Genomic DNA, 12,902 nt, shown 5'->3' with positions numbered 1-12,902 from the left:
TTAAATATAGGGAGAAAGGTAGTCGGAGAGGTTGCATTTAGCAAGAATCCGATAGAGAGGCTTGTAGTTAGCCCTGTACGGGTCAAAGCGTACAAAGCTGATTCAAAGTGCGACGTTTGCGTACAGAATTAGTAACTATGAAATGACTATAACTCAAAAAGATTGGGATTGAATTGCCGTGATTACCACCGTATTGATAATATCGGGAACGGTACAACCGCGACTGAGATCATTGACGGGTTTTTTTAATCCCTGTAGGATTGGACCAATCGCTAAAGCTTTCGTTTCCCGCTGCACGGCTTTATAAGTATTATTACCTGTATTCAGGTCAGGAAAAATAAACACCGTCGCTTGGCCCGCCACCTCTGACCCCGGCATTTTTTGGGCAGCTACTTCCTTATCCACGGCCGCATCGTACTGAATCGGCCCTTCTAGCTTCAAATCGGGGCGTTTTTCCCTAGCGATTTTGGTCGCTCGTCGTACTTTTTCCACGTCTTCTCCCTGGCCCGATTGACCCGAAGAATAGGAAAGCAGGGCGATTCGCGGTTCAATTCCGAATTTTTGGGCGGTTTCGGCAGAAGATAGGGCGATTTCGGCTAATTCCTCGGCACTGGGGTCGGGATTCACCGCACAATCCCCATAGACCAAGACTCGATCCTCTAGACACATAAAAAAGACCGAGGAGACGATCGCACAATCGGGCTTAGTTTTGATAATCTGGAGTGCAGGCCGAATCGTGTGTTGAGTTGTATGCACTGCCCCCGATACCATACCATCAGCATCGCCTTGATACACCATTAAAGTGCCAAAATAGGAGACATCCTGAGCATAATCCCGGGCCATATCGAGGTTCATTCCCTTGGCTTTTCTCGCTTCGTAGAGGGTCTGCACATAGCTTTCAAAATGGGGACTAGCCACGGGGTTAATAATTTGCAGGCGATCGAGATCGAGAGTGATACCATGTTTTTTAATCACTATTTCGATCTCGTCCGGTTGTCCCAAGAGGGTTAAATCGACGATATCCTGTTCGATTAAAACTGTGGCTGCCTGGAGGATGCGCGGTTCAGTACCCTCGGCCAAAACGATGTGCCGTTTTTGCGCTTTGGCCTGTTGTACGAGATTATAGGTGAACATCTTCGGGGTAATCCCCTGGGTCCGCAAAGTGTGAATTTGCGCTTCTAGGCGATCGAGATTGATGTTACTGTGAAAAAGCTGCAGACTGAGGTTAATTTTATCGTAGTCGGTCGAGGTCAGGGTGGTCCGCACTTGGTGGATGCGTTCGGCCGTGGTGTAGGTATCGGTGGTGACGGAGAGAATCGGTAAGGGATCGGGCAAACCTTCAATTAAACGGGCGATCGAAGGATTGAGGTTATGACCTGCTGTTAAGACTATACCGGCTAATTGGGGATAATTGGCCGATTGGTGGGCCTGTAACATCCCGATAATCACATCGCCGCGATCCCAAGGGGTGATAATTAAACTATCTTCTTTTAACCGCTCTAGGGCATTTTGCATCTGCATGGCCACCACCAGAAAGTTACTAGCTAAACTGTCTAATCTCTGCTGTCCGTAGAGAACTTTTGCCTGTAATTGTTGGGCGATTTCTGCCACTCGCGGGCTGCTCAGTTTGGCATTGTGGGGAATCACTCCTAGAGCATATTCTTGGGGGGGAAAAATTTTAGTCAGGGTTTTCCGTAATTCCCCTATTTTTTCCTCTTCAGCTTGATTGATAATAATCCCAATCACCGTACAACCTTTATCTTGGTAGGTGTCGCAGGAAATCAGGATCGGACTAAGGGCATCTTCGATACTGCGCTGGTAGGCATTACCTAATATTAAGATGGGATGGCCGAGATTTTTGGCGATTTCTGTATTTAGTTCAAATTCAAAGGCGGAATTTTCTTGCAGATAATCGGAACCTTCACAGAGGATAAAATCATATTTTTTTTCTAAGTTTTTAAACTTTTTGATAATTCTTTCGATGATTTCATCAAATTTTTGTTGTACCAATAAATCCTTAACTTCGTCATAACATAAACCAAAGGCCTCTTCGTAGGTTTGTTCTAATTTAAAATAATTGAGGATTAAGTCAATGTCTTCGTCCCGATGACCTTGGGAACAGTCGAGAACAATTGGCTGGAAAAAAGCAACTTTATTAGTTTTGCGGAGAATTAAGTCAATAATTCCTAAAGCTACTAACGCTTTACCGCTTCCCGTTGCCGTCGTGCTGATATATAAAGAGTTAGTCATGGGTAGAGAAGAATAATAACGAGGGTGGAATTTAATTCACTCACCCCAACCTTGAGGTGGGCAATTGATCCCCCCTTAATCCCCCCTTAATAAGGTGGTTTTGATCCCCCCTTAATCCCCCCTTAATAAGGGGGGCTGCGAGCAAGTTGTCTATAAGGGCGTGAATTGTTGGGAAATTTTCAGGTAAACTATCTTTAGTTGTTGGCTAATCCAGAGATTTTTCTCACAGAGCGATCGCTGTTTGAATATCTACCAGAGAGTGATGGACTATACCTTGTAATCTAGCAGTTATTTTGTCCGATTGCTGTTCACTGGTAACATTTTTTCCATGAACTTGATTTAATTTCCTCAGATTACAATAAAGACTCCAGAAAATCCTATCACCGGCTTTTCAGCTAGGGCTTGGTTTTTCACAAAGATTTAAGCTTATCTCCCTCCGCTTGCCATTAAATCTTAACTGGAAGCGATTACCCCAGATTGTTGAAACCATTGGCTAATTCCGGCGGCTAAAACTTGCGCTAATTGTTTTTGTGCCTGAGTATCGGTAATCCATTCAAATTCTTGAGGATTACTCATAAATCCTAACTCTAATAACAATGAAGGACTACTATAGGGACGAGTTAAAGCTAAATTATTCCAAAATACTCCATAGGAAGGACGGTTAAGATTTTTAGTTAAATAATCGTGGAGAAAAACCGATAGATCCGCTGCTTGGGGATGATACCAAAATATGCCAATTCCTTGAGTATTTAAGGCATCTCCATCATCAGGTAAAGCATTATAGTGAACTGATATTGCTAGGGTTGGTTGCAGATTATTAATCATCTCTACCCGTGCCGGTAGGGATAAATCAATGTCCGTTTCTCTGGTTAAATAAACTGTTGCCCCCAATTTTTCTAACTCCCGTTTAATTAATTTAGACATAAGCAAATTAATCTCTTTTTCTGTGTAACCCGTCGGACCGACAGCACCGGTTTCTTTACCTCCGTGTCCGGGATCTAATAAAATAACTTTGCCCTGTAAATTATCACTTTTTTCCGGGGGATGACGCAGGGTTAAGATTAAATTTGTCCCCGGGTAACGAAGACTATAACCCCACTGTTGTTTTTGGTTAAGGTTAAAAGTGTATTCTATCGTAGTCGGGTTAATTTGTCGCCAATCTAAACGTCTGATTAAAGGATTATCCACTAGAAAAATTGTATCGGTTTGGGCAATGGTATTATAAAGGGTCAAAATAAATTTATCATCCTCTTGTGCCACGGCGATGGGTACAGGATGGGAGAGGGGAAAAATAATTTCCGTTGCTTGATTGATACTTCGAGAAGAGAGACCGCGAATATTAGCATTATCTAAGACCTCATTAACTATTAAACGGGTTTCTCGCTCTAAAATCCAACCACCATAATCTAACCGTAACCAATCCCCTTCTTTCCCAGTGACTCTCGCTTTCGTACCTTGGGGTAAAGGAGTTAAACGGGAATAATCACTACCCGGCCCCGTGCGCGCTACCCCTTCCGCAACTATAATTTCAATCACCGGTAAATTTTGATCGCTAATAATGTTAATTTCTCCTTGACCTTGTTGGCTAATCGAGCGATTATTTAATTGTGCTGTAAAAATAGGTTTTCCTAAGTTAGCCTCTTGCTTAAACTGCTGACAACCTCGATAGTAACCAGTTTTATCCTCGGAATTCGCTTGATTAAGATTAGTTAAAACTGCGGCATTACTAGGCAGTTTTGTGGTTTGAGGTTGGGGTAAAAGAGGCAGAATTTTATCTCCTAACTGCACAGAAACCTGAGCTTGGGGAGTGGCAATCGCACTAAAACAAATCCATTCCCCCACTAACCTCGTCCTATGGACAGCAGGACTGAGAGAGTTATCAGCAAAAGCTAATCCTTGGGGAATAACTGCTTGAGTATCTAGACGAATTATTTGACGATTAATAGTTTGGTTTTGATAGCGAATAGTGAAATTATTTTCGCCAACTTCTAGGGGAAAACTAGGGGCAAAATATCCTTTAGCACTGCGTTGAATCGGTTGATTATTGAGCAAAACTTGACCCGATGGAGGAGCAGAGCCAATAAAAAAGATTCTAGCGGCCGTGGTTTGATGATTATCGGGAGGATAAACAATCATCAATGAGGTAGATTTAGCGCTGATACTGTGATAAAAACCGATTAATAGCACTAAACCCCAACCAATTAAGATATTTTGCCCAAAAGTTCTCACTTTTAACCAGAATGTCCCCATATTATCCCCCTCTTAGCTGACAAATATTATCCTAAGACAAATTCTAAAGGTTTGTTGTTCGTCTTCTCAGTTGTACTGCATTTAAACTGATCAGGAAATTCAGTACAAATGCTCTGACTTCTTCTCCCCTCTCCCTGTTTTTGACCCTCATCCCTTATGATCAATATAGATTAACTTTTGTAAAGGAATCGGAGTTATGGCTTTAACCGTTGGAACAATCGCACCGAACTTTACCACCACCGACGATACTGGAAAAACCGTTTCCCTGTCGGATTTTCAAGGTAAAGTCGTAGTTTTATACTTCTATCCCAAAGATGATACCCCCGGCTGCACCAAGCAAGCGCAAAGCTTCCGGGATAACTACGAACAATACCAAGACAAGGAAATAGTAGTCTTCGGGGTGAGCAGGGATGACCAGGGTTCCCATGCACAATTTAAAGAAAAATACGGTTTACCCTTCCAATTGCTCGTAGATACCGATGGTGCTATCACCAAAGCTTATGACGTCGATGGGGGTGGCTATTCTAAGCGCGTCACCTATATCATCGATGCAGAAGGCAAAATTAGCCATGTGGATGACAAAGTGAATACCGCTAGTCACGCATCGGATATTCTCTGTGTCGTCGGTTAATTTTTCCTAAAATCTTTTCTGGGTGTGTTAGGGGGGCCTAATACACCAGGTATCTATTTTTTAGTTCACTGATAATCAGTTTTTAATAACCAGATTTAGTCTGATCACCCTGATAAACTTAAACTAACGAAATAGGGCTTGCTGAATAAATGTGAAATGTAGGCGAGGCAAGGGTTTTGGGCTTTTCTTGCGAAACAGGTGCAAGGTTTTGAGTCCTGTAGGGGCGAAGCATTCGGGCGATAACCTATCGCTGAAACCGTAGATTTCCTATCCGAATGCTTCGCCCCTAATTTTTGCCGCAAGCCCTATTTAAGGCCTGCTGATGAGGAACTGAATATCAAAAATCGGACTACAATAATGCTATTATCAAATATCTTGGTGGGATTAATCGGCAATCATGGTTAAGTTTAGCAAGTACCTAAAGAGGTTTGGGATTGTTGCTGGAGTGGCTTTTTTGTTGTTGGTTACTCACCGAGCGGCTCCCCGAAAGGCAGTGGAAAATGAGCAGATGAAGGGGGTTTGGTTAACCAATATTGGCACGATATTGTTACATCACACTACGTCCTTAGATGAGGTGTTAAATCATCTTTCGCGATCGGGTTATGACCGGGTGTATTTTAGTGTTTATGGGTTGAGGGGAACGCTTTATCCGACTTCCCAACGTCCGACGAATTGGTTGTTTGTGCCGCCGTTGAGCAATCCCTGGAGGGCAGCGGTTAAGGAGTCTTTACGGCAGGGTTTGAAACCATTTGCTTGGTTTGAGTATGGTTTGATGTTATCCCCTAATGATCCCATTGCCAAAAAGCATCCGGATTGGCTATTAAAAACGCCCGCAGGGAAGACGGTGGTGGAAACCAATGTCTGGTTAGATCCGGCGAATCCGCAGGTGCAAGCCTATCTTTTGGGCAATATGGAAGATATTTTAAAAGAAAAAGATTTGGCGGGGATTCAGTTAGATGATCATTGGGCAGTTCCGCGTGTTTTTGGTAATAAAAGTCAAGCTTTAACGAATTTAACCCGCAAGTTGCACGATCATGTCAAGGCGATTAATCCCAAGTTGGTGGTGAGTCTTTCGCCTAATCCTCACTCTTTTGCGGTGAATAAATATAATCAAAATTGGTTGGCTTGGGTGCGTCAAGGGATTGTGGATGAGGTGGTCCTACAGATCTATCGGAAAACTCCCAATCAGGTGGCGGCAAGTCTTTCGGGATCGGGACTGGCGACAGCTTCCAGGTATGTGCCGGTGGGGGTGGGTTTATATGCGGGTTGGAATCCTGATTTTTCCTTAAAGGGTTTACAAGCTCAGATGAGGACGGTGGAGCGTCAGGGTTATGGCTATTCGTTATTTTGTTGGGAGTTTGTGGTCATGCGTCATCTTTTTAATCATATTCCTCGGTTTTAAGTGAAAAGGCTAGTATAATTAAGGGTGTTCTAAGTAAGTGGTTCTAATTACATAGAAGATAGATTTTGCCTTCGATCTCCCCCTGCTTTCTAGGGTTGATTCATGAATCAACCCTACCCTTAATACTGGGGCTGATTCATTCTCCGAATCTAATTCTTTTTTTTGCTACTCTTAATGGCTTATGAGGTAAGCTAGGGAGTAGGGGAGTACAGGTTTTTGCTCTCATAGTAGATTGATTCATGAATCAATCTACCGTTAGGGGAGCCTCATACACCCAATGTTTATTTTCCAATTCACTGATACAATCGACCGCGCCAACTTTGGGGACGGGTAAAAGCAGAGATAAAAATGCGGATAACTGCCAGCGGATCCGCTAGGGGAGATAGCCAAAATAATCCTGAAGATAGATTGACTTTTTCGCCCCGATAGTAGCTAGGAGAGACGGCCAATAAAAGGGCAAAGCGAATCAATAACAGCAGCAGGTTTAAAGTCAAGACAATTTTTAAACTCAGGAAATTGTAGCCAAAAATCAAAGCTGTGAGCAGTAAAGGGGTGATAATTATCGGTAATCCCTGAGTAAGAGCTAATAAAGCTAAATCGCCCCATAATTGCCCCTGATAGGAGGCATCTTTGAGGTCAAGGGATCTGCCCCATTCGCGCCAAGTTTCCTTGAGTCCTTCGTACATCCGCACGCGAATTAACTTCGCCCCATCGAGAAATCCCACCCGATAGCCTTTCGTTGCCGCTAGACGGGCCAGGGTGACATCATCGCAAAAAGAACCTTTTGCCCCGCTATAACCGTCTAAAGCCGCTAAAACTGACCGCCGACAGAGAAAACATTGACCATTGGCCATCACTCTTTCGGTATCTTGCTCGCGCACTCCGGCCGCATCAAAGCGATAGAGCAAAGTCATCAATAAAGCTGGCTGTAACCACCATTCTCCCGGATAGGAGAGGATAAATTGCGGCGACAGGGAAACTAAATCGTAACCTTCTGCGATCGCAGCTTTAACTAAACTAGCGACTAAATTTGCTTGGGGTTGCGTATCGGCATCAATGCCCAAAATCCAGTCACTTTTAGGGGAACTAAACAAAAAACCATTGTGTAACGCCCAGGGACGACCTACCCAATCGGGAGGCAAAGGATAATCGGTTTTCAAGCGAAAGCGGGGGTCTTTTGCCGCTATCTCTTTGACTTTTTCCCGCGTACCATCTTGGGAATTGCTATCGACAATCAGAATTTCTCGCACTTCGTAACTCTGTTGACTCAATCCCCGTAAACAACCGTCAATCCTGGCCACTTCGTTTAACGTCGGCACAATCACGCTTACTGTCCCTAACATCTCCGGGGTGGGGGGTTGGGGAGTCAGGGGAGGACGACGACGCGCCCCTTTTAGCAGACGGGAAAGAAGGATAAAAAAGGCAACAGCCTGAGACAGCAGTAGCCCCAGGCAGAATGCACCGAGAATTATCTCAGTTAACAACTTATTTGGCTCCTCTCACCGACACAACGGGGATTTTTAGGGTTGTTACTTCGCTGGTTGCCACTGTTTGCCCGGAAGCAACAGCCTTGGCGCGATTATAGAGGAGTATTAAAGGCAGAATACCGGTGAGTAATCCTAAGAAAATCGGCGGATAAATACCAGCACCCATACTCATGACCGTAGCAAAGCCAAAATTACCTAAATACATCACAAAAGGTAGGGTTACATCTTGACTTGGCAGTTTCACTGGTTGCACTTGCCAGATTAAAGTGGCTACCGTCATAAAAACACAGCCTGTACCGAACCAACCGGCAAAATTTTCATAGGGCATCCCAAAGAAGGCCCCCGGTTGTTCCCAAATCCAGAAGGGCATGGTACTTTGACTCATGGCCGGATCTAGGACAAAATCCCATGAAGTTAATAATACCGCCCCGATAGCGATCGCTCCTAGATTTTGTAGCCATTGGGGTAAAGCAAGAGTGGATAAACCAACACGAGCGATGATATAGGCACTAAAACCGAGATAAAACCAAGATAGGGGGATAGTAAAGGGTACTAAACCCGCAATTTTGTAACCTAGGCCCGAAAGATAACGATAATGACCGAAAGGAAAGCCGGTACTGGTTCCTAAAAGTTCGCTACAAAGGGATAAACTGATAGCGGGAACCATGAATCCTAACCAGTGCCACACTCCTAGAGTCCGATAGGCATAAACAGCCACCGCTGCCATTCCTAACACCATATACACCACACCCCCCCCGGCCATTGACCAAGCAAAGGCGGTTTTGCCAAAATCCGGTAAATTGGCCACAAATTCGGGATGGGGCAAGACTAGCAACAATCCCGCTAGTCCAAAAGCCATCGATACGATATGACCGATGAGCAGAGCTTTTTCGATCGCAATTAGTCGTCTCATTAAATCTCTAGCACTGCGAAAGGATAATCATTTTCAAGTTTACAAATCTTTATTAAAGAATTATTACCCAGATCGGTCACTTTCGGCAAAAAAGTTTTACGGGGGTTAGGGAGTTTCCTGTAGTGGTGGTTTAGGAGTCAGTAGGCAGGAGTCAGTGGTCATAATAATCAATCAAATTGTCTATTTAGAGATTTTGTGGTACTTTATACTTAGTTTTTTCATTTTTTCAACCCCCAAAAATTAATTATGCAAGGGGCAATGACTAAAAATGCCTGAAAATATATGTTAAAAATGATGCTTTTAGCCCGAAAAAAAGGTTCTTCGGTTTGTGTTATGTGATGGACGGGGGTTATAAGGGATGAAACCCTTATATAGAAAGACATGGCTGCGATTTTTGCCAATTGTTTTCGATCTAGAACGAGCTAATCAATTAAGTCTCTTGCCAGATAAGGATTTAGTCGATTTATGCCCCCTGCTCGAACCATAGCAAGTAACGAAGAACCAAAACTCTCTCCACCAGACTCACTATAATTAACACAGTAGCCTAGCTATGTCGGCAGAATCTAGACATCGGAGCTTACTTGCCAATCGATACCAACTGGTCGAGTTGATCGGTAGCGGCGCCATGGGACAAGTATATCGAGCAGAAGATAAACTATTAGGTGGCGTAACCGTCGCCGTGAAATTACTCTCGCAAACTCTCCTCAGCCAAAGAATGCGTGAGCGCTTCGAGCGAGAGGCGACTATTTCGGCACTTTTAGGCGAAAAAAGTCTTCATATTGTTAAAGTTCGTGATTATGGTGTAGATGACAAGGAAGTCCCCTTCTACGTCATGGAATTTTTGCAGGGGGAGAGCATGAGTGGAATCATCAAACATCAGCCGCTGCCCCTCCCGCGCTTTCTCAATCTCACCCGTCAGATTTGTTTCGGCCTGGAATGCGCCCATAAGGGTATTATCTTCCAAGGGGAGATGTGTCCGATTATTCACCGGGACATCAAACCAAGCAATATTATGGTGATTCAGGACTCAGGATTAGGGGAATTGGTGAAAATTCTTGATTTTGGCATCGCTAAACTCATCCAATCGGGAGAATCCCAAACCCAATCGTTTATGGGAACCTTAGCCTATTGTTCCCCAGAACAGATGGAAGGTAAAGAACTCGATCATCGTTCCGATATCTACAGTTTTGGGATTATGATGTACGAGATGCTCACGGGAGAAACGCCCGTTTTTCCCGATAATCCCTCCTTTGGCAGTTGGTATGAGGCTCACCACTACGCCGAACCCCGTTCCTTTAATTCTAGCTTGCAATTACCGCCAGAATTAGAACAGTTAATCCTGCGCTGCTTGGCCAAAGCACCCAGCGATCGCCCGTCAAGTGTTACAGATATACTACAACGTCTCGAACGACTTGAACCCCCAGTCAAAAATGAAATAGTCAAAAAAACCGACGATTACACCAGCAAAATCAAAACCCTTGATGATTTAAATCAAACCATTGTTTCTGCTGCTAATGCGAGGGATATCTGTCTCAAGTCCAGTTGGCCCGAGGATAAACCGCGCCAAAAAATTGTCTTCTCATGCTGCCTCCGGGCTGCTGACGGCGTTCTTCCAGGTTTATGGGTAATGTTGGATCGAGAAGATATCGCCGTCCGGGTTGCTAGTGTCCGTTATAATCAATGCCTCTTTTTACCCGCACCCCACCCGATGATTCTCTGGATTACTGTCCTCTATCATCGTCAATGGGGACCCCGCTGGTTGCCCTGTTATTTGGACTTAAAAACCCCCCAAGGTCAAAAAATGACCAAAACCCTCGCCGAAGCCGGTCAATACTGGATTTTATTTTTCCCCCTCGAAGGCAGCCCGATCTGTGAAAATGTGATCACCGCTAATATTCCCGCCAATCAATGCCAAATTTTGCAGCAATGGGTGAGAGATAGTCAATTAGCCTCAGTGGGCAGCCCGCAAATTAGCAAGCGGATGTTAAAACGGAAACTCGAGCAACTTAAACCCCAGATTCTGGCCAAATTAGAGTCGGAACTGGCCGGGCAGCCCTAAAAAATCAGGGGGGTATTGTAAAGTTTTGTAAAAAATATATGCAAATGACTGCAAACAACTGCTAATATGGTTAGTACAAGTTTACATTGCAGTTCACATGAAACTATCAGATTATGCTAAGAAAAAAGGGATCAGTTATGACACTGCTTGGAGAATGTGGAATCGAGGGCAGTTACAAGGAGAACGTCTTCCCACAGGAACAATTATTATTTTTGAAGATGACCGTTCAGTGCGTGAAAATAAAGTTGCTATTTATGCAAGAGTTTCTAGTTCAGAAAATAAATCTAACTTGGAGACTCAGGCGAAAAGATTAGAGGCTTATTGTACGGCGAAAGGCTATCAAATTGTCAGAGTAGTTAAAGAAGTAGGAAGTGGGGTTAATGACCAGAGAAAGCTATTATTAAAACTTCTAGAACAAACTGATTATAACTTGATTGTCGTAGAACATAAAGACCGATTGAGTAGAGTAGGGTTTAATTATTTAAAAGTTCTTTTAGCCCAAACAAACCGACACATAGAAGTAGTCAATTTAGCCGAGGAAAGAAAAGATGATTTAATGCCAGATTTTGTCAGCATAATCACTTCATTTTGCGCTCGACTGTATTCGATAAGACAAAGAACAAGAAAAACTGAATGTTTAATTAAGTGCTTGGAGGAAGAGCATGAAATTAGTTCAAAGACATCTAATCAAATTTAATAAAAAGAATTATTTAGCATTTGATAAGTTGGCATTTTTATCAAAGAATCTCTATAACTGTGCTGTCTATTTAAACCGTCAAGCTTTCTTTTCACATCAGCCATTTCTAACCATGACTGAGTTACACCATGCTTTGAAAACAAGCGCAGATTATCAAGCGTTACCAGCTAAAGTAAGCCAGTTAGTATTAAAGCAAGTAGAAAAAACTTTTAAATCCTATCAAAAAGCAGAAGAACAATTCAAAAAATCGCCTAATAAATTTACAGGAGAGCCGAAATTACCACGCTATAAAGATAAGAAAAAAGGTAGAAACGTTTTAACTTATAACTATCAAGCCATCTCTAAAAAAGCCTTAAAGCAGGGTTTAATCAAACTCTCAGGAACTAATTTAGAGTTTAAAACCAATTTAAAAGAAGTCTTAGAGGTCAGAATTATTCCTAAATCGGGTGCTTATTATCTAGAGATTGTCTATGAACAACCATCCCCACCAAGTCAGGAGGGAGAAAGATATGCTTTTGTTGATTTAGGATTAAATAACCTAGCAGCTGTCACCTCTAATATTCCCGAATTTCAGCCAACTTTACTATGTGGGAAAGCGTTAAAATCATGCCATCAAAAATACAACAAGACACTAGCTAAACTCAAATCGGAATTACCCAGTTTACAGAAGACCAGTAAAAGAATACAAGGTTTAACTTTAAAGCGTAATTGCCAGGTGGATTATTACCTCCACACCGCTAGTAAATATATTATTGATAAATTACTAGCTCATCAAATTAACCTTTTAGTTATTGGTCAGAATCAAGGCTGGAAACAAAACCTTAATATTGGGGATAGAAATAATCAGTCATTTGTGAATATTCCTCATTCAAGGTTTATCGAACAACTAACTTACAAGGCAATTTTAGTCGGAATAAAAGTCATTACGACTAATGAAAGCTATACGTCTAAATGTAGTTTCTTAGATTTGGAACCAATTGGCAAACAAGAAAAATATTTGGGCAAGAGAGTTAAAAGAGGATTGTTTAGAAGTTCGTCAGGTTATCTCTATGGAGCAGATATTAATGGTTCATTAAATATAGGGAGAAAGGTAGTCGGAGAGGTTGCATTTAGCAAGAATCCGATAGAGAGGCTTGTAGTTAGCCCTGTACGGGTCAAAGCGTACAAAGCTGATTCAAAGTGCGACGTTTGCGTACAGAATTAGTAACTATGA

10 protein-coding genes and 1 pseudogene are annotated in these 12,902 nt (G+C 42.8%); 7 read left to right on the top strand and 4 right to left on the bottom strand.

The annotated features are described in order from the left end of the window. Nucleotides 1–132, top strand: a pseudogene (locus IM500_RS24750) (RNA-guided endonuclease InsQ/TnpB family protein); the annotation flags it as partial. 21 nt (nt 133–153) lie between these two features. Here IM500_RS24750 and pta read toward each other — a convergent pair. Continuing rightward, nucleotides 154–2,250, bottom strand: a complete 2,097-nt coding sequence (gene pta / locus IM500_RS10405; protein WP_190723208.1) for a phosphate acetyltransferase — start codon at nt 2,248–2,250, stop codon at nt 154–156. Between the two features lie 453 nt (nt 2,251–2,703). Next, nucleotides 2,704–4,500, bottom strand: coding sequence for an N-acetylmuramoyl-L-alanine amidase family protein (locus IM500_RS10400; RefSeq protein WP_190723207.1), 1,797 nt, complete (start codon nt 4,498–4,500; stop codon nt 2,704–2,706). A 196-nt stretch (nt 4,501–4,696) separates the two neighbouring features. Here IM500_RS10400 and IM500_RS10395 point away from each other — a divergent pair, with 196 nt between their 5' ends. Both IM500_RS10395 and IM500_RS10390 read left to right on the top strand, forming a co-directional pair. Further along, the gene (locus IM500_RS10395) at nt 4,697–5,131 is read left to right on the top strand and encodes a peroxiredoxin (RefSeq protein WP_002761836.1); all 435 of its coding nucleotides are present in this window, start codon (nt 4,697–4,699) and stop codon (nt 5,129–5,131) included. A gap of 397 nt (nt 5,132–5,528) precedes the next feature. Further along, on the top strand, nt 5,529–6,533 hold the full coding sequence (locus IM500_RS10390) for a glycoside hydrolase family 10-like protein (protein WP_190723206.1): 1,005 nt from the start codon (nt 5,529–5,531) through the stop codon (nt 6,531–6,533). A gap of 293 nt (nt 6,534–6,826) precedes the next feature. Here IM500_RS10390 and cruG read toward each other — a convergent pair whose 3' ends face one another. Together cruG and cruF are read right to left on the bottom strand one after the other, a co-directional pair. Beyond that, complete coding sequence (cruG, locus tag IM500_RS10385; protein WP_190723205.1) at nt 6,827–8,017, bottom strand: 2'-O-glycosyltransferase CruG; 1,191 nt, start codon at nt 8,015–8,017, stop codon at nt 6,827–6,829. A 1-nt stretch (nt 8,018) separates the two neighbouring features. Beyond that, the gene (gene cruF, locus IM500_RS10380; protein WP_287738294.1) at nt 8,019–8,933 is read right to left on the bottom strand and encodes a gamma-carotene 1'-hydroxylase CruF; all 915 of its coding nucleotides are present in this window, start codon (nt 8,931–8,933) and stop codon (nt 8,019–8,021) included. A gap of 358 nt (nt 8,934–9,291) precedes the next feature. Between cruF and IM500_RS10375 the strand changes: the two genes are divergently transcribed. The 4 genes from IM500_RS10375 to IM500_RS10360 all read left to right on the top strand — a co-directional run bounded on the left by IM500_RS10375 (nt 9,292) and on the right by IM500_RS10360 (nt 12,893). Beyond that, a complete protein-coding gene (locus IM500_RS10375) occupies nt 9,292–9,420 on the top strand; it encodes a hypothetical protein (protein ID WP_277925693.1) in 129 nt (42 codons plus the stop codon). A gap of 63 nt (nt 9,421–9,483) precedes the next feature. Next, the gene (locus IM500_RS10370; RefSeq protein ID WP_287738292.1) at nt 9,484–10,992 is read left to right on the top strand and encodes a serine/threonine protein kinase; all 1,509 of its coding nucleotides are present in this window, start codon (nt 9,484–9,486) and stop codon (nt 10,990–10,992) included. A gap of 97 nt (nt 10,993–11,089) precedes the next feature. Beyond that, nucleotides 11,090–11,689 carry an IS607 family transposase gene (locus IM500_RS10365; RefSeq protein WP_002758429.1) on the top strand — a complete coding sequence of 200 codons (600 nt, stop codon included), beginning with the start codon at nt 11,090–11,092 and terminating at the stop codon, nt 11,687–11,689. Beyond that, on the top strand, nt 11,655–12,893 hold the full coding sequence (locus IM500_RS10360; RefSeq protein ID WP_287738290.1) for an RNA-guided endonuclease InsQ/TnpB family protein: 1,239 nt from the start codon (nt 11,655–11,657) through the stop codon (nt 12,891–12,893). Before IM500_RS10365 ends, IM500_RS10360 begins: the two co-directional genes overlap by 35 nt. Nucleotides 12,894–12,902: the final 9 nt, after the last annotated feature.

The organism is Microcystis sp. M179S2 (assembly GCF_020245805.1).
Taxonomy (GTDB): domain Bacteria; phylum Cyanobacteriota; class Cyanobacteriia; order Cyanobacteriales; family Microcystaceae; genus Microcystis; species Microcystis aeruginosa.
This window is presented reverse-complemented; position numbering and strand designations above follow the sequence as displayed.

Coding starts and splice junctions, on each gene's coding strand:
- IM500_RS10370 (WP_287738292.1), top strand. CDS start 9,484: ATGTCGGCAGAATCTAGACATCGGAGCTTACTTGCCAATCGATACCAA.
- IM500_RS10365 (WP_002758429.1), top strand. CDS start 11,090: ATGAAACTATCAGATTATGCTAAGAAAAAAGGGATCAGTTATGACACT.
- IM500_RS10375 (WP_277925693.1), top strand. CDS start 9,292: ATGAAACCCTTATATAGAAAGACATGGCTGCGATTTTTGCCAATTGTT.
- cruF (WP_287738294.1), bottom strand. CDS start 8,933: ATGAGACGACTAATTGCGATCGAAAAAGCTCTGCTCATCGGTCATATC.
- IM500_RS10360 (WP_287738290.1), top strand. CDS start 11,655: ATGAAATTAGTTCAAAGACATCTAATCAAATTTAATAAAAAGAATTAT.
- IM500_RS10390 (WP_190723206.1), top strand. CDS start 5,529: ATGGTTAAGTTTAGCAAGTACCTAAAGAGGTTTGGGATTGTTGCTGGA.
- IM500_RS10395 (WP_002761836.1), top strand. CDS start 4,697: ATGGCTTTAACCGTTGGAACAATCGCACCGAACTTTACCACCACCGAC.
- pta (WP_190723208.1), bottom strand. CDS start 2,250: ATGACTAACTCTTTATATATCAGCACGACGGCAACGGGAAGCGGTAAA.
- IM500_RS10400 (WP_190723207.1), bottom strand. CDS start 4,500: ATGGGGACATTCTGGTTAAAAGTGAGAACTTTTGGGCAAAATATCTTA.